Here is an 18051-nt window from a genome sequence, read left to right as displayed (position 1 = left end):
TTAATGACTATTATCATAAGGAAGTCTCCGGTTTCCATCCCAGACGGGCGGCTTCGCTTCTTCTGACGCCTCAGCCTCAGCAGGGTAGAGACGACTAGGCTCTAGTTTCCATCCCAGACGGGCTACTTCGCGTCTTCCGACGTTGGTGAGGTGAGTGCATCAGAGCGCTGGCTCTTTGGTTTCCATCCCAGACGGGCTACTTCGCGTCTTCCGACTCGACGCCGACGCAGACGCATTCAAGATGGAGGTAGCCCCCGAGTTTCAATCCCAGACGGGCTACTTCGCGTCTTCCGACTCGACGCCGACGCAGACGCATTCAAGATGGAGGTAGCCCCCGAGTTTCAATCCCAGACGGGCTACTTCGCGTCTTCCGACGGTACAAAGACCAGGCTGCCCTTGCGCGCATATCGATAGTTTCAATCCCAGACGGGCTACTTCGCGTCTTCCGACTAGTTTCCGGTTCATCTTGTAGAGTGTCGATGTGGAGTTTCAATCCCAGACGGGCTACTTCGCGTCTTCCGACCCAGGATCGCTGGCGGGAGGATGATGATGGCGGCGAGTTTCCATCCCAGACGGGCTACTTCGCGTCTTCCGACCAACCGCCTACGATCTCGCTCAGCCGCCAGAGAGCAACCGTTTCAATCCCAGACGGGCTACTTCGCGTCTTCCGACAGGAGGCCGTGGCCCCGGCGCCCGGACTAGCATTGGGTTTCCATCCCAGACGGGCTACTTCGCGTCTTCCGACATCCCTCCCAGTCGCTGATCACGCAAAATATCGCGAAGTTTCCATCCCAGACGGGCTACTTCGCGTCTTCCGACCATGGGGTTTCCCGCTCCTGCCACCTGCTGAGGGGTCGTTTCCATCCCAGACGGGCTACTTCGCGTCTTCCGACTTTGCTCCAATGAGAGATGCGGCCTGTGATCCAGCTGTTTCCATCCCAGACGGGCTACTTCGCGTCTTCCGACAGTAGGAGAAAATCGCGCCCGATGGGTAGTACTAGTAGGTTTCCATCCCAGACGGGCTACTTCGCGTCTTCCGACTCCGTTGGCTCTTTCTGGTTCTTTGGATCTACCGCTAGTTTCCATCCCAGACGGGCTACTTCGCGTCTTCCGACTTGGTGTGCGGCCCTTGAGGACGGGCGTTTCCTCTGGAGGTTTCAATCCCAGACGGGCTACTTCGCGTCTTCCGACTTGGTGTGCGGCCCTTGAGGACGGGCGTTTCCTCTGGAGGTTTCAATCCCAGACGGGCTACTTCGCGTCTTCCGACCAAAGGAGGTACTATGTCGATTCAGTTGATTAACAAAAGTTTCAATCCCAGACGGGCTACTTCGCGTCTTCCGACCGATCGCATTGCCGGGAGCAGCGATATCCTCTATGTTTCAATCCCAGACGGGCTACTTCGCGTCTTCCGACGGCATATCCCATCCTGGTACCGGTTTCTCCAAAAGGTTTCAATCCCAGACGGGCTACTTCGCGTCTTCCGACGCGAGATGGGCGGCCTGCGGTGATGCGGCATATTCGTTTCAATCCCAGACGGGCTACTTCGCGTCTTCCGACGGTACCCCTTGTACGATAGCATCTGGAGCCGCGTCAGTCAAGCTGTTTCGATGATCCCAAAAAAGCGGTCAGCAGTGACCGCTCTCATGCGGCAATGATGCCAGCCACTCTCGCCCTCAGACGGCCTGGGCAGCCCTTCGAGGATCGCTGCATGCGATCCCGGGTACTGAGATCCTCGAAGTGACGAGCATGTAACATCAAATCATGGAATAACTACACGTGCAGATGCCATGCGATCAGATCTCGAAGCTGATCTCAGCAGGCAGCTAACGATGCGCTCCCATCCAGCAAGGGCTATCTCGACAGAGGCAGGGCACAGCCATCTCCTCAGTCAGGCATGCTGTCTGACCACTGTCAAACGACGATGGTGCTCATCGAAAGGACGGTCACGGAGAGTCCAGCGATCCCCATGCGGCCAGGACGCGAGCATGGAACCTCCAGACTCCAGACCACGGGAGTGCCCATTCCACAAAGTGCACCTTAATAATAAGGAGGAACCACTCATGCACCATCCAATCCCCCAGAATGGAGCGGTGGAGCGAACAGGGCCCTCCCAGAGATCTCGCCACGCGCCCAGAGCGACCGAGCCAAGAATCCATCACGACTTGAAAGGCTGCTCACCTGCTATGGACTGGAGCTCACCACGCCCTTAGCAGACTGCTGCCCCTCACCAGGCTTCTCCGGCTCAGGTCCAGTCCGGTCTTCCCCAGTGGCCAGCGCCCAGGTCACTCCGATGATCGCCGTCTCCAGGCTCAAGCGCAGGCTTACCCTCTCCAGCAAGCGATCATTTCTCTCGGCCAGGCAGAGTTTCACCTGTAGCCTGAGCAGACCAGGCTCAGGGCCAGGTTGACAGCGGAAATCCTGCAGTAGCACAGGCTCAGATTGAAGAGCTTGCCAGAGCAGGGCACGCGCATGGGAGGCAGCATCTTCAGCGGCGAGCACCTGGAGCAGATAGCAGGTCCCAGGCTGCTCAAGAGCATGCCGCGTCCAGCGATCAATCATCAGCGCTACCGGTCGCAGAGTCACGTGAGTAGCCACAATCATCAGCGCACTGAGCATAGCCAGGCTCAACTGGCCCGTCGCTGCAAGGACCCCTGTAGCCGCTACACACCACAGTGTTCCTGCCGTGTTCAGGCCACGAACTGCCAGGCCGTCTCGCAAGATAACACCTGCACAGAGAAAGCCAACTCCCGACACCACCTGGGCCGCGAGCCGATTGCCCCCAGGCAACTGGGTGGAAGCCAACACAAATAACGCTGAACCTGTCGCAACCAGCGCACTGGTACGCAGTCCCGCCGCTCGTCGCCGATATTGGCGCTCCAGACCAATCACCAGGCCACAGAGCAGCGCACTGAGCAACCGAGCCAGAAACAATCCCATCCCCATACTATCCTCGTCTCGACAAAAGTGAGGAGACTATCGACACCATAGCCATCTGCCCGTCTGCATTCCCCAACGAGCAGCACCCTGACCAGGTCCCTGGAGGACTGTCAGCAGGCCTGGGCCTTGGGAAAGATTAGCACCGCTCGACCCTAAACACACAGGCGTCGTCAGACCAGCCGCAGCCAGAAACAGCCAGAGCTGCGTTCTCCAGCCAAGTCCGGCCTCCAGCCTGGCCACCGCTCTTTTTTCTGGTCTCAGCGATAAGATAGAGGCATTCCGCTAAACTGGAAGCAAGAAAGGAAAGAAATCATCGTACAGCTATTGATGAAGTATAGTCCAAAGATAGACAGAGGTCAAGCAGATTGATCCATGCTCACCATAAGCTGCGACCTTTGTCAGTGTTTCCCAGCCCAGGGCACAGGACTCCTGCACTGACACCGTGACCGGCTGAGCAGGAGTGATCACACCATCTTGGGAAGCGGTTGCCTGCAGGAGTCAGAGCTGCCGCTTGACCCAGCGGGTGAGAGCCAGTATACTGTAGCGTGAGTCGATCTTGAAGAGTAGCAGCCAAGTGCCAGCTTGTCTGGCAAAGGACGAGGCTTCCCTGTGAAAACGCAGCAGCTCCCCACGCGTGAGGACATCGCCCATCGGCTGGCGCGCCTTGCTGGTCATGCTCAGAGTCTCAAGCGCCTCTGGGAAGAAGAACGAGATTACCAGCAGATGTTGATTCAGATCGCTGCCGTTCGTTCTGGCCTCGATCAAGTGGCTCGGGCCATCCTGGAGCAATACCTGCATGAACGCATCCAGGAGGCGGTTGCCCGAGGCGACGCCACTCTGGCCACACAAGACCTGCATGAGGCCCTTGATCGTCTCCTGCTGTAGCAGCCGGACTCAAGAACGCCTTTCACGGTTTCTCGTTGTCCTGCCGACGCCCACGCTGGGGCCTGGTTAGCGGAACACAGCGCGACGCGGAAAGACATTTCCTCCTATCTCTGTGCTCACTTGCTTTCTGCTGACACAGGACACAGCGGTCTGAGCGGTCCCGCTCGACGAGACGAGATTCAGCCGGTGCCAGGCTAAAGCCAGGGGCCCCAGCGATGGAAATACCAGCGTTTGGCCAGCTCTGTCAGCAAGCAATAGCCTCCCAGCACCAGTAGCAGCCAGCAGAAATAGACCGGCGGAAGCGGCACCAGACCAAGCAGCGCTCCCAGACGTGTCAGTGGCAGCAAGAGGCCCACCCCGAACGCGCCCCCGCTCGCCAGGAGAAGAGGAAGAGCTGCCCGACTGCGCAGGAACGGAACGCGATGGGTGCGCAGCAAGTGCACGGCCAGAATCTGCGAGAACAATCCCTCCAAAAACCAGCCTGACTGGAACAGGGGAGCCGTCGCCGTCGTACGGGCGTCGAAGAACCACCAGAGGATGAGGAAGGTCAGGACATCAAAGAGCGAGCTGATGGGTCCCATGATCAGCATCAGACGCAGAACCGGAGCCACGTGCCAGCGATGAGGCTGTTGGAGCAGCTCGTCATCAAGCTGATCCCAGGCCAGCGCGAGCTGGGTCAGATCATACAACGTATTTTGTACGAGCAATTGCACGGGAAGCATCGGCAAAAACGGGAGGAAGAGGCTGGCCAGCAAGATGCTGAGGGCATTGCCGAAGTTCGAACTAATTGTAATCGCCAGATACTTGCCAATAGTTCGAGATACCTTGCGCCCCACACGGATCCCGGCAGCCAGCTGCTTCAGCGTACTCGTTTGCATCAGCACTGTGGCAGCAGCCTGCGCACTCTCCGTCGCTCCGTTGACCGCTAGCCCGATATCGGCACGTCGCAGGGCCGGCAAATCATTGAGCCCATCGCCCAGATAGCCCACCACCGCCCCTCGCTGCTGGAACACGCGCACAATCAAGGCTTTTTGCAGCGGCGTCATACTGGCAAAGATCTCGGTCTGCCCCACCAGTGTCGGCAGATCGTTCTCGTCCAGGCCCTCCAGCTCCCAGCCCAGGAGGACACGCCGGCTATCACACCCTACCTCCTCGCCCAGACCTGCAGCAAGGCGCTCGTCATCACCCGTCACCAACTTGAGGCTGATCCCGCCCGCCCGCAGCGCCTCTATGCCCTCGCGGACCCCATCACGCAGGGTCTGACCCAGGCCGAGCAATCCCGCAAAAATTAGCTCTTGCTCTTCGGCAGCCAGTGCATCTGCGCGTCGAGGATCGACCGGCTTGTAGGCCACCGCCAGGACACGCATCCCCTGCTCTTGCAACCATCGCGCCAGGCGCCTGAGTTGCAGCCGAGCAGTTTCGGATAACGGCTGCAGTCCCTCGGCTGTTTCAACCGCAGAGGTAATGGCCAGCACTGGCTCAAAGGAGCCCTGACAAAGCAGGAGGGCCGAGGTTTGTACTCGCGTTGCAAACGTGCTCTCATCAGCGGCCCTGACAATAGCAGAAGCCCGCTTGCGGATGGGATCAAAGGGCAGCACCTCGTCGAAAGTCACCCCTGCCTGGAGCTGGATTCCCCGCTGACGCGCTGCCGTGAGAATCGCCTGCGCAAATGGATCCTTGCTCTGGAAGGTTCCTCGCTGCTGCGCCAGAGCAGAAAGCGCTGCCAGACGAAGCACGCTGGTCTGTTCTTGACCGGTGGCATCCATCGCCGTGACCAATTGCATGGGCGCACTGGTGAGCGTGCCTGTCTTGTCTAGACAGAGAATTTCTAGCGCCCCCAGCGTCTGGACCATTGGCAGGTGCTTGACCACCAGACCAAGATGGGCAAGCAGGACCGCGCCTCGCGCCAGCGCCACCGTGACCACGAGCGGCAACATCTCCGGGGTGAATCCCACCCCGACCGCTAGCGCAAAGAGGAGCGCTTCGGACCAATCACCGCGTGCGATGCCCCGCATCAGTAAGAGACAGGCCACCATCAAGAGCAGACTGACTAGTAGCACCTTGCTGACCTGGTTCAGTTCTTGTTGGAGCGCTGAGAGGAATGGACGCTTGAGAAATTGCCTGGCTGTCCTGCAGAACACTGTGGCGCTCCCTGTGGCGACCACCACTGCCAGTGCTCTCCCCCGGACGACGCTACACCCCATTAAGCAGAGGTGGGAAGCGTCAAGCAGCGCCAGCAGTGAACGGTCAGCGCGGCTGCGCAAGCGGGGCGCAGGCTGCTCTCCATGCTCGCTGTCGTTTTTCTCAACAGGCATAGCCTCCCCAGTAAACAGGGACTGGTCTAGTAACAGGGCCTGTGCGCTCACCAGGCGGACATCAGCAGGTACGACTCGCCCCTCCTCAAGGAGCAGCAGATCACCAGGAACTACCTCTTCCAGCGGAATCCGGCGGAGCGTTGGAGCCGCTTGCTCATCAGCCCGGCGTATGACCTGCACTGCCTCGGCCATCGTGCTGGCTAGCGGACGAAGCGTCTGCTCAGCCCGGCGCTCCTGCCAGAAGCGCACGCTTCCACTGCACACCAGCATGGACGCGAGCAGGAGCTCCTTGATCCAGCTTCGATCGGCGGGACTGGTCAAAAAGAGATCACAGAGGAAAGAAGCCAGGCCCAAGCCAGCCAGCATCAAAAGGAACGGATTCCAAAAAGCCAGCAGCAGATGACGCCACCAGGGACGAGCACGCAGGTCGGGCAGATAATGTGGCCCACTCTGCCGCAGACGCCGGGCAGCCTCAGCGTCTGTAAGGCCAAGCAAGCTGGCACCGAGCAGGCGCAGCGTCTGCGCCAGATCACAGTGAAGAACCTGCTGGAGCTGCGGATCGTCAAGAAAAGCGCTGACATGAGCCGCTCTGTTCCAACGACGCGCCACATGTTTTAACATTGCTTCCCTTCTTCCAGATGGCTTGTCCTGCCTGGCGCCATTTATGATCAGGCATCGGACGAACCCACATTACGTCGGAGCTCATCGTCTACGGGTCCAGCGCCACGGTCTGAATGGAGGAGGGAGGCCCTGCGCCAGAGAGAGCAGGATAGCCCTTCTGCCTTGCTCGCAATGCTCGCAACCGTAGCATAGCGCTCTCTTCAGCAGCCGGTCAAGCTAACCATTCCACTGCAATCAGACCGGTTCTCCAGTCATGCCCGCCCTTCAGCAGCGGGAGCTGCCACGAGGCGGAAGAGATACGCCATGTCCCACCGCTTCCGCCTTCATGGCATATCGCTCTCATCTCCTTCCTAGGGATGCAGTGCCTGCCAGACCTGATAGACGATGAGCACCGTCATGACCAGCACATAGATGCGCAGCACCCAGAGCAGTACCAACAGTCCAGGTCCGAGCCGGCGTCGTCCCAATGGCACCTTGCTCTCGACGAGCTGATCAGGCTCAAGGACCTCGCGCACCCAGGAGAGGTCTTGCTTTGTGTTCACTGGCTGTGGTTGGAGCTCGTCCATTCCTTCCTCCTTTCTCATCGAGTCAGATCTCCCTCAGTCCCTTCTTGCTTAGGATGGGAGCAGCCCAGGAAAGACGGTGGCGATCCCATACGCCAGGCCGGCCAGGCAGATAAAGAGCGTCACCGTCACTGACAGCAGATTGGCTAGCGGGCCATTGGCCTGCTCTCCCATGATATCGCGATCATTGACGAGCACCGTCAGAAAGACCAGCGCCGGTGGCATAGACAGGACCGCATAGACATTGACAATGAGGACAATAAACTCCAGTGGGGCATGGGGAATTAAGACCAGCGTGGCAGCCAGTCCAGCCGCCAGCAGGAGCACGCTGTAGAAGGGCCAGCCCTCACGGAGTGACCGATTGAGACTATGCGGTTGCCTCGTCACTTCCCCAAAGGCGTAGGCCGAGGAAGATGCGATTGTCATTGCCGCCAACAGACCAGCCTCGATAATCCCGAGCGCAAAGAGCGAGGCCCCAAGACGCCCAACGTATGGCAGGAGAGCCCGTGCAAAATCCGCCCCAGCAAACGAGGAGGCATTGATATGATGCACGAACAGGGGACTGGTGGCAATGGCCGTGGCAATACCAGCTACAGCAGCCAGTAAGGCCCCCAGAGCCGTATCGAGGCGTCCGTGTGCAATGTCTTGCCCCGTCACGCCTTTATCGACCGCTGCACTTTGCTGGAAGAAGAGCATCCAGGGCGTCACCGTCGCTCCGATATCCGCCAGTACGAGTAAAAGCGTCGTCTTATCCCAGCTCGGGAAAGGGCGTCCGGTCAGAAAAGCCTCCATCAGCCGGCTGGGATCAGGATGGGCCAGTACGGCCACAGGAATGAAGACCAGATTGAAGAGCGCCAAAGCCAGGCTGAGCCGCTCCCAGGTCCAGTAGCGGCGCGTTAGAACGACCAGGACGATGACCGCAAGGGCCAGTAGCACAGCCAGCACAGGCGGAACTCCAAAGAAGCCCAGGCCAGCCCGAATCCCAATGAACTCGGTGACCAGGGTCAGCAGGTTGCCTACAGCCAGATCAAGCATGGCAAACGTGCCCCAGAACGGCCCAAAGCGCTCAAAAATGAGCTCGGCATGGCCACGGTGTGTGACCGCCGCCAGTCGTACGGTCATTTCCTGCACGATGAAGGCCATGATAAAGGTCAAGAGGATGAACGGGAGAAAAAAGCCAAGGCCGTAGGTGGCCCCCGTCGCAGCATATGAGAGCATGCTGGGCGCGTCGTTCTCCCCGAGCATCACTAGCAGACCGGGGCCGATCAGGAGCCAGAGCAGAGAGAGCTTCCCCCAGCGATGACGACGCGCTTGCACGACGCGCAGCCGATCACGGGCCCGTTTGAGGTCTTCACTGGTCACTGGAGGCAGCTCTTGCGACGATGACAGCATCGTATGGGCCATGATTCTCACCTCCTGCGGAGCAACTGCCCGGACCATCTATCGGCCTACGGCCCGCAGGCCGCTCCGTGCACTGCTCCTAAATTTTGCTTGATGTAATATCATTTTTTGAATTTCTAAAAACAGATAGGCAGAGAAAAGCACGAGGTCGTCACGATCTCGTGCAAACACTTTCCCGAGCCGGCAGACGAGCCAAGATGGCACTGGAAGCGGCTTGATCTTAGGGGAGCGTCAGCAGCCTTGCCAGGCCTATAGAGGCCAGGCGCGAGCACCCGGTTGAGCAGAGGCTCCTTCTCTCCCAACAGCAGGCAGGAGAGAAGGAGCAAGACGCCAGGCTGAACCAACCGTCTCGCTAGTGGCCAAGAGCCAGCTCCACCACCTTGACCACCAGCAGCACTATGGCCACAATCAGGTACGCTCGCAGCGTGACCATCCCAACCCAGCGTGTCAGCGACCAGGCTGGGCGTGGAATCTCCTGGAGGGGCGGCATCTGCCAGTCCTCTTTCTTCATCTGCAAGAGAGCGGCCAGCTCGGGATCGGAACCCCGACGCAGACGTCGAACTGCCGCCAGCAGACCCAGCACCACCAGGGCAGCTAGCAGGAGAGCGAACACCACCCTGGTCAGCAGCATCGCATCCACAGCAGGGAAGAGGGTCGTCATGGCCAGGATGAAGGAGAGCGCCACCAGTAAGCCCACGATCACCGCGGCAACGGCATTGAGCCAGAAACGATTGACCCAGGGCCCAAGCACCGCCCGATCGTTGCACAGCAGCACCAGGAACACCGTCGCGCTGGGCAAGAGAATGCCGGCCAGGGCCTGGACAGCGAAGGTCAGCAGACCCAGCGGGGCATTGGGGATCAGCACCAATCCCCCTGCCAGCACGATGAGCAGGATGTAGACGCTGTAGAAGAGTCTGGCTTCGTGAAACCTGCGATGCAAGGAATGGGCCACCGAGAAGACATCACCGACGGCGTAGGCTGTCGACAGGGTGACGGCACAGGCCCCCAGAATCGAGGCATTGAGCAGGATGATCATTAACAGGGCTCCCATGAGGGGATGGCCTAGCGCTGCATAGGCCCTCGCCGTTGTTCCCGCATCAATAAAGTTGCCAAAGTACCTGGTTCCGGCCAAGGCAAACGCGGCGGCAATGATCAGGCCCGCGGCCTCGATATTGGTCAAGATGCTGCCGATGATAGTATCGAGCCGCTCATAGCTCAGCCAGCGGCTGGTGATGCGCTTGTCTACAACGTTCGATTGCTGAAAGAAGAGCTGCCAGGGAGCCACCGTTGTGCCAACAATGGCGATGATCGTGAGCAGCGCGTTGCCGTTTAAGCCGCCAGCGACCCCGGGAACGAAGGTATCATGCAGAATGGGCCCCCAGGCCGGATGGGGCAGGAGGGCAATGGGGATCATGAGCAGGCTCACCAGGCAATTGATCCACATGACCCGCTCCCAGCGGCGAAAGCTACCAGTGAGTACGATCGCGATCAGGCCGAGTATGCCCACAGGAATGGAGATCAGCGGGCTGACTCCGAAGTAGTTGAGGGCCATCGCGAAGCCGATGAACTCGGTCACCAGGGTCAGGTAATTGACGAGAAAGAGGTCAAAGAAGGAGAAGGCCCCCCAGAATTTGCCGAAGCGCTCGAAGATCAGTCGGGCATGACCAACGCGCGTAACGGCCCCCAAACGGGCGACCATTTCCTGGTTGACGATGAGGACCGGGATCAGAATGAGCAAGGTCCAGAGCAGGCTCGTGCCATAGTTCTGCCCCGCCTGTGTATAGGTGGCAATCCCGCCAGCGTCGTTATCACCAATCATGGTGACCAGTCCCGGCCCCATGATGATGAGCAGGGCGATCAGCCGTTTCAGCCAGCCACGGCGTGGCGGCTGCGTGGTCTGCGACAGGGTGCCCCATGCTCCTTGAATGTCTCCCACGTGGGCAGCGTCTAGCTGCGCCGTGGCAGTGGTCAGGTGCTGCTCTGTCATCTGCTGCATTGCTTTCCTCCTTGATATCTTCCTGAGCCTCCAGAGAAGGTGCAGCAAGGACAAGCCAGGCACTGGCCAGTCAACCCGCTCGGAGAAGTGAGACGGGCAAGGAGAGGCAACCCCACCATCGCGCGAGAGACGAGCTCGCCCCCACGGCCCTCTCAGCTAGCCCGCAAGCCTCTATGGTTGGCCTTGCCAGGCCAACTCCATATCATCCTGCTGCGCCGCTTGTAGAGAGCTCCCAGGGCTGTAGAGCACAGACTACTCCTTCCGCTGGCTCTCAACGCTCGAGATGAGACCTGTGAGAGAGGAAACACCAGCAGCGCAATGCTAAGAGCGCTCCGCAGAAACCACACACAGCACAATATGTAACGAGCGGATACGCCCTCGTACGCTGCCCAAGGGGAGCTTCCTTCCTCACGCCTTGAATGCTCGCCCTCAGACTGTCCGTTGCGAGTAGGAGGCGTGAGGAAGCTGAACATGAACGCTGCTCAAGAGTACGCCTCGCACCCACAACGGAGGAGGGCTGCTCTCCTTCCAGGACAGGCTATGCCTGGACTTCCAGGGTCAGGTTCCATAGAAGTGATCCTTTCCTCCTCTGTTTGGGTCGAAGATGGAGCGACAGGAGACGGTACCTTTGCCAGTGGTGCCATCTCTATCCCTATCCCCCGGTGGGGGATTTTCTCCGTTAGGAAGTATAGCCCGCGAGGTAGGACCCTGTCAAGAGCAACTGATGAGGAAGCCAGGCTTTACCCCGATCTCACTGGACAAAGGCATAGCTTGCATCAGGAGGCACCTGACTGGTCAGCGGACTCGCTCTTCTTCCTCAATCAATCACTGTCCTCTCGCGCGTCTTCCAGATCGAGTCTACCTGTAGTGCGCGGAGGTGGTCATGCGCCTTTCACCGTATCTCTTCCTCCTAGAACCATAGACATCGTTTGTGACTCCTTAATACGGGGGCCACGTTTAGACCGTCCAACGTCAACGATAAGATGAACTCGAACGGAGACCGCTGCAGCGACGGGCCTATCTTGGCTAGCAGGACCAGAGCTAGCCCGCCCGTCAAGGACGTGCCTGGCTCGCTGCTGCCTGTCGGTCTTCCTCTTTCCTTCTTTTCGCGAGGCGGCGGAGACAGAAGTTTCCTGCTGTACGATCATGGCTTTCCTCACGAGATTCGAGGGGCCGTCAGGAGAAAGTGACTTTACGCCACTTGACAGCTCCCTATGCTAACGGCTATACTTGCTCTTGCTCATATCCCCCACCGGGGGATATGAGCAAGAGCAACTTCCTTCAGATCGGAGTCAGTTTCTCTCACGAGAGTGTCAACCCAAACAGAAGAGGAAAGGATTGCAGCGATGGAGGCTGACCCTGGAAGTCCAGGTAGAGTCTGCTCTGAAGAAAAGGCAACCTTCCTCCATTGCGGGTACAAGGCTCCCTGCTGAGTTGTCCAGGCCTCTCGCCTGTAGGTGCAGATCCCTCATACCTCATGCCCGCAATGGACGGTTTGAGAGCAGGTGTCCGCGGCATGAGGAAAGGATTTGCCCCTCCCCACCAGGAGGGTGCTTATCCCTCTCTTGGCCTGCAGAAGGCTAGTTTATCTTCCTTGTAACACTGGAATAGCTGGAAGATGGCAGACGAGCAGCGGCACTAGCTTTTATCGCACGACGTTTCTTACAGCTCTGACAAGAGCACCACGGAGCCAATGTGATGCGGCGTGCCAGTGCCTTGCTTGTCGCCTCTCTTTCCTGGTGCTTACACATTGTTGCCTGGTTGCCTTTTCCCAACCTGCCTGAATACCCAGATTGGATGATCGGCAGTCTGCTCCTGGCCTGTCCCAGCTATTCCCTTCTTTGGCTATCCATCTTCATCTCAGGCGAGGAGGAACCTTCATGCAGCAGATAACGCAGCTACTGCTGACCTCAGCCACGGTACAGCCTACCCCCTCTTACGAGGGAGGCAAAGAGGAGGCACAGGGCACGCTGTGGCAGACGACCCAGCCCTCGGGCTGGAGCCGGCTGAAACGGCTGGCCGCTCTGTTGATCATCATGCATCCGCGATTGCTCCCTCTGATGAGTGATCACGATACACGGCGGCTGATCCAGTTATTGACCAGCAGAGACAGGGGAGCCGTCCTCCTTGACTAGCAACACTATGCCTGGGCTGGCCTCAGCACTACACCGGAGCAGTCTGGCCTCACCCCCCAGCATGCAGGGCAAGGCAAGTCCCAGTGCGCCGCCCCTGTGGAAGAGGACTATCACGTGAGGCCTGGCTTCTGCGGAAAGCCGAAAGGAGAGCATGATGGCACTGCTGTTCACGTTCGTCATACGGGTAATGGCGGCCCTCTTGTGCGGCGTCCTCATCGGTTGGGAGCGCCAGTATCGCCAGCGTACCGCAGGGCTACGAACCAATGCCCTTGTGGCTCTAGGATCGGCCCTGTTTGTGTTGGCAACGGCGCTGACGAACACTGACACCCGCATTGCTGCGCAGGTGGTCTCTGGCGTTGGCTTCCTGTGCGCTGGAGTCATCCTGCGCGATGGATTCAACGTCCGCGGCCTTAACACTGCGGGAACACTCTGGTGTGCCTCAGCCACAGGAGTATTGGCAGGGATGGGCCAGCCAGGGTTGGCCGGACTGAGCGCCTTTATTATCGTCGCCGTCAATCTGATGCTGCGTCCGCTCGCTTCGCGGATCAACCGGCAAAGCCAGCGGCGAGAGAGAAGAAAGCTGCTGCTGCACTATCAGGTGCAGCTGACGTGTACCAGCGAGCATGAAATTCCCATTCGTTCCTTGCTCTTGCAGCAGATCCAGGGAGGGCCACTGGTGCTGCAGTCGCTGGAGAGCGAGGATGCGTCTGATCCTGGACGGTTGACGGTGCGCGCTGAGCTGCAGAGCGAAGGAGAGCAAACTCAGGCACTTGAACAGCTAGTAGCACGGCTGAGCCTGGAGCCTTCGGTCTCTGCTATTCGCTGGAGTATTCGCGCAGCGCACCCTGCCGACGAAGAAAGTGATGAACAGATGACATATGCTCTCGCAGAGCCGTTGACAGCACTGATCGGTCAGCCAGTCCGCAGCCCTAGCCTGGACGATCTAACCGACGGGAGAGAAAGGTGAGCTGATGTCTGGGACAGGAAAACCAGCTACTCAGCTGAAACGGTCCACCAGCTGGGGCCACTGGGCTATCTTCCTTCGCTTGCTGGCTCCAGTCGCATTGGCAGTGTTGGTGGTCCCCTGGCAAAAGCTAGCCCCAGCTAGTGCCTTCGTCCTGCTGCTTACCCTCATATTCCCGCTCCTGGTCATCACCCTGCTCCTGGTCGTGAGCCAGCGGACTGCCGGGCCGGGCAGGAACAGGAGCAAGAAAAGCAGATGAAAGTGACGGCAGCGAACAGTCGCCTCCACACTTGCCAGCCAGGTGCCTTTCGTGTAGGAGTAGGAACAGAGAAGAGTCATCAATCATTAAATTATTAAGCTATATATCATTCCATGAATGAATTAAATGGTTTCTTTCTTATGTTTTGCTATAAAAGAGTAGTGAGATCTCATCCGAGCATCCAGCAAGAGAAGAATCATTCCTGATAGGAGGAATAACTTGTCAGATTCAGAGCGAATATTTCAAATCATAAAGAGATGGTAAGCAGTAGGGTGCCTGCTGGACTGGTCAGAGTTCATGGGAACATTAGAGCGTCACTGCTGCAGATGGAGGGAGGAAATCAGTGTGACGCGGACCATGCTCTCTCCCCTGGGTGTCATTTCCCGAGCTGATTGCTGACCAGCGAGAATATGCACTGGCAGGGCGAGGCGAGATGAACGGCGTGGGCCCTGCCGCGAGAACAGGAGCCGATCAAGCGCCTCACGAAGGACGTGCATCGCCAGAGAGGCATCCCTTTGCGCCAAGGCCTTCTGCATGCGCTCATGCAGGTACTGCTCGAGAATAGCCTGCGCCACCCGATTCAGACCAGAACGGACGGCAGCGATCTGAGTCAGCATCTGCTGGTCATCTCCTCCTTCTTCACGGAGGCGCTTGAGGCCCTGAGCGTGAACAGCGAGGCACGCCAGACGATAGGCGGTACCCTCACGCGTGAGGAGCTGTTGTGTTTTCACAGGGCAGCCTCGTCCGTTGCCGGACAAGCTGGTGCTTGGCTGCTCCTCTTCAAGATCGACGCATGCTCCCGTGTACTGGCTCTTACCCTCCGGGTCAAGTGACAGCGCAGAGGCGCTCAGACTCCTCTCCTGGAGACGCTGCAGATAGGATCTGGCTCTGCTGTTCTTCCCTCCTGGCGCTCATGCAGGACGAGCCGCAACACACTTTGAGGCCCCCCTCCTTTGAGGACTCTCGGTGGAGCAGCTTCCCTTGGCGCCAGTGCCTCTCCCCCGGCGCGATCTCCCCAGCGGCTATCAGTCCGGCCTCATGGCAGGCGATGAGGCGATACAACGTCCTCAGTGTGCCTGCTCTCGCTGAGCGAGACAGCAAGCCGGCTCCTTTCCTTCCGGAGCGCTCACCTGGTAGATGCCATCACCTGCTGGACTGTCGGCGACTCCCCCAATCTCTGTGCGCGCTGGCTCCTTGGGGACCTTCAGGCTGGGACAGCTTTTCAAGCACCATACCCCTGGCCTGGTTGCCACGCCGATTCCGCTCGCTGAGCCCTGAGCAGGCAGCACGCGGGCCGTCAGCAAAGGACCTTCGACCACCGCGGCTGGCAGGCGGATGCCCAGTGCGCGAGTCAGCACCTCTAGCGCCGCTAGCTCAGGGGTGGGCGCGTACTGGTCCCGCTCTGCCTCCTCCTCTAGCGGCGCCTCGATCCGCAAGCCCACGTGCCGCATCGCCCCCACCAGACGGTCTGGGTCCTGGCCGTAACGGACCTCCGGATGCACCGGATTAAAGGCCGTCACCAGCTCACCGTTGCCATAGTAGGCCAGACCATTCGTGCAGAGGCCGTGTGTAACGTGCCTGCTCAGCTCGATCAGCTCGGTCTCCGCTGCCAGCCCCTGCAGCCACTGCGGCTGCTGCTGCCAGTCGGCTGGCGGCTGCTGGCTGACCACAAGCACAGCCCACTCCCCGGCCCAGCCGGCCCGCAGCCAAGTCGCCGACGGAGCCGGCAGCTGTGCCCACGCCTCCTCTCTCGCCAGGACCTGGGCGCTAGCAGGATCAGCACCGGACCAGGTGACCCAGCGGTGCAGGAGGTGCTTGGGGTCAGCTCCACGGACCAGGAGCAGCATCAGCAATGCTTCCTCATCCTCGCGCCGCTGCCAGGCCGACAGCGGGGCCGTCAGCAGAGGGCTTTCAAGCAACGGCTGCGGCAGTGGGATGTCCAGCCCCCGCCGCAGCAGCGCCAGCGCCGCCGCCAGGGCGGCGCTCTCGTCCGGCTGGTTGGGAGGATCAACCGCCAGGCCGATCTGTCGCATCTGCTCCACAAAGCGGTCTGGCTCGCTGCCAAAGCGCCAGCAGGAGGAGTACGGCTCGAACTCACACACTTTTGTCCCCTCCGCAAAGTAGGCCAGGCTGGTGACCTTGGGATTGGTCTGGAACAGCGCCACCTCAGTTCCCCTCGAGAGCGCCTGAGCCGTCTGATCCCAGCCCCACAACGGGTCCCAGCCGGCCTTCAGGCTGAAGTCAAGGGCAAAGGCCCAGGCCCCGACACGTCCGGCGCGAACGGTTTCCTCATCGATCACGCTTGGCTGCTCCAGCCGCGCCGTCGCTGGATCAAGCCCCAACGCGCTCAGCAGCTGCTCGGGCGTTTGCTCCCGCACACACCACAGCGCGAGATTGATCGCGCCAAGCAAAGCGCTGACCCAGTGCCACTCCGAGAGCGGGATGGTCAGGAGGGGCCCAGCCACCACTGCGCGCGGCAGCCGCAAGCCCAGTGCCTGATCCAGCAGCGCCAGCGCCGCCCGGCGCAGCCGGCTGGCAGCCACGTTGCCGCCCTCACTGGTCAGGCGCTCTCCCGGCTCCTGTGGAGGGATGGAGCCGTCTACTGGCAGCCCCACCTGCCGCATCGCCACCAGGAAGCGATCGGGCGCACGCCCCCAGCGCTCGTACGCCCGCTGCAGCCCAAATGCGGTCACCAGCTCGCCATCCACGTAGTAGAGCCAGTCATCCTCTAGCAGCCGTTGATCAGCTTGCCAGAACCCTCCTGCTTCGAGGGAGACGAGTTCCCTGCCGCTGGAGAGCTGTCGCAGCCAGGACTGTCCCAGCCCACCTCCCAGCTCGCTGCTGTAGAGGGCCACGGCCCAGGCGCCCACCTGGCCGATGCGGACCCAGCAGGCTGAGGGCAGCTGCTGGGAGACCTGTGCGGCCGTCAGCCATTTCCCAATCCTGGCAGGCCACCCCCTGCCGGGCCACGGCTCCCTTCCACCGTAGCCATACGCCTCGACAGAGGCGCGAATCAGCGCTTCTGAGGAGCAGTCACGTACCGCCAGCAGGTTGCCGATCCCCAGCTCCTGCCAGTCCCAGGGCCACGCTCTCTCTGCTTCTGCTTCCTCGTGCATGGGGTGCTCACCTCCAGAGGTCTTGCGTGCAAGTGTGGGGAGGCATCCACCTGTGTGTGGACTGATCTACCAGGTGACTGGTTCCAGCCAGGCCCAAGCGAGGCAGGGCTGACGGGCAACTCCCGCTCCAGGCAGAGACGTGACCATCCCTAGGGAACCACGGCGATCCAGAACGAGTCTCGGTCGAGGAGCCGCTCAGCGATGTCATGAGAGAGTCCCACTGCTCAAGGTGCGCTGCTCTCTTTCCCGGCTGCGGGCATCTGCGCGCGCTGCCTTCTGGCCTCATCTCCCTCTCTCCGTTATGCTCTGCTCTGCCTGTGCTCCTCAGACTTTGCCCCTCTGCGTCCCCCGAAGAAGACCACGGCTCCTCCCTGGCAGGTCCAGGTCAGATCAGGTGTCTGGCTCGAGCAGGGACGCGGGGGCCGAACTCAGCGCCTCCATACGAAGGTCCTTCTTGCCCTGGCTGCCTCCAGTTCAACCCCATCTCGCTGACAGGGACCAGGCTCTGCGGATCTGGCGCACCCCGAGGGCCGCCTGGCCTCTGCTCTCAGAGGGCATCTCCATTCCATGCAGGTGTCCTTTTTTGATCATCGAGACCTATTTGAAGCCAAGGATGAAAACAGAAAAAGGCTCCAGGGGTGGAGTCGCTTCTTCAAGCCGAGGAATAGAAGAAGACCTCATCGAAGGCACGCCTGATTCCTCGACCTGCCTGCACCCACGAGAACACGCGGACTGAACTCCTGGCTCACGTGGCAGCGGCGCAACTGTCGGAGCTGATCCTGACTGCGTCTCGCGGTAGGCTGAACAGCGAGGCCAGCAGAACCGAAGCGCAGGTGAGCTGGCTGGCCCCGCCGCGTCG

The 18051-nt window shown here is 60.0% G+C and carries 9 protein-coding genes, 1 pseudogene and 1 CRISPR repeat array (1 of these 11 running past the window's edge); of the genes and pseudogenes, 3 read left to right on the top strand and 7 right to left on the bottom strand.

Annotated elements, in window-relative coordinates; genetic code table 11:
* Positions 1-1557: direct repeats of the CRISPR family, unit length 37 nt; unit sequence GTTTCAATCCCAGACGGGCTACTTCGCGTCTTCCGAC (it extends 200 nt beyond the left edge of the window).
* Between the two features lie 624 nt (positions 1558-2181).
* Complete coding sequence (locus AC6H1L_RS01830; RefSeq protein WP_497599855.1) at positions 2182-2937, bottom strand: MgtC/SapB family protein; 756 nt, start codon at positions 2935-2937, stop codon at positions 2182-2184.
* Positions 2938-3546: 609 nt separating this feature from the next.
* On the opposite strand from AC6H1L_RS01830, the gene AC6H1L_RS01825 reads away from it, so the two are divergent.
* A complete protein-coding gene (locus AC6H1L_RS01825; protein WP_497599854.1) occupies positions 3547-3822 on the top strand; it encodes a metal-sensing transcriptional repressor in 276 nt (91 codons plus the stop codon).
* A gap of 194 nt (positions 3823-4016) precedes the next feature.
* Here AC6H1L_RS01825 and mgtA read toward each other — a convergent pair whose 3' ends face one another.
* The 4 genes from mgtA to AC6H1L_RS01805 form a co-directional block, all read right to left on the bottom strand.
* The gene (gene mgtA, locus AC6H1L_RS01820; RefSeq protein ID WP_497599853.1) at positions 4017-6758 is read right to left on the bottom strand and encodes a magnesium-translocating P-type ATPase; all 2742 of its coding nucleotides are present in this window, start codon (positions 6756-6758) and stop codon (positions 4017-4019) included.
* A gap of 350 nt (positions 6759-7108) precedes the next feature.
* A complete protein-coding gene (locus AC6H1L_RS01815; RefSeq protein WP_497599852.1) occupies positions 7109-7324 on the bottom strand; it encodes a hypothetical protein in 216 nt (71 codons plus the stop codon).
* Positions 7325-7372: 48 nt separating this feature from the next.
* A complete protein-coding gene (locus AC6H1L_RS01810; RefSeq protein ID WP_497599851.1) occupies positions 7373-8725 on the bottom strand; it encodes an NRAMP family divalent metal transporter in 1353 nt (450 codons plus the stop codon).
* Positions 8726-9074: 349 nt separating this feature from the next.
* Positions 9075-10718, bottom strand: coding sequence for an NRAMP family divalent metal transporter (locus tag AC6H1L_RS01805; protein ID WP_497599850.1), 1644 nt, complete (start codon positions 10716-10718; stop codon positions 9075-9077).
* 1880 nt (positions 10719-12598) lie between these two features.
* On the opposite strand from AC6H1L_RS01805, the gene AC6H1L_RS01800 reads away from it, so the two are divergent.
* On the top strand, positions 12599-12853 hold the full coding sequence (locus tag AC6H1L_RS01800; protein WP_497599849.1) for a hypothetical protein: 255 nt from the start codon (positions 12599-12601) through the stop codon (positions 12851-12853).
* 154 nt (positions 12854-13007) lie between these two features.
* Positions 13008-13700: pseudogene (locus AC6H1L_RS01795) on the top strand (MgtC/SapB family protein); the annotation flags it as partial.
* Between the two features lie 690 nt (positions 13701-14390).
* Here the strand turns inward: AC6H1L_RS01795 and AC6H1L_RS01790 are convergent.
* The gene (locus AC6H1L_RS01790) at positions 14391-14807 is read right to left on the bottom strand and encodes a metal-sensing transcriptional repressor (RefSeq protein ID WP_497599848.1); all 417 of its coding nucleotides are present in this window, start codon (positions 14805-14807) and stop codon (positions 14391-14393) included.
* 336 nt (positions 14808-15143) lie between these two features.
* Positions 15144-17192 (bottom strand): DUF6461 domain-containing protein, encoded by a 2049-nt coding sequence (locus AC6H1L_RS01785; RefSeq protein WP_497599847.1) that lies wholly within the window; start codon positions 17190-17192, stop codon positions 15144-15146.
* Positions 17193-18051: the final 859 nt, after the last annotated feature.

This window comes from Thermogemmatispora argillosa (genome assembly GCF_059696725.1).
This window is presented reverse-complemented; position numbering and strand designations above follow the sequence as displayed.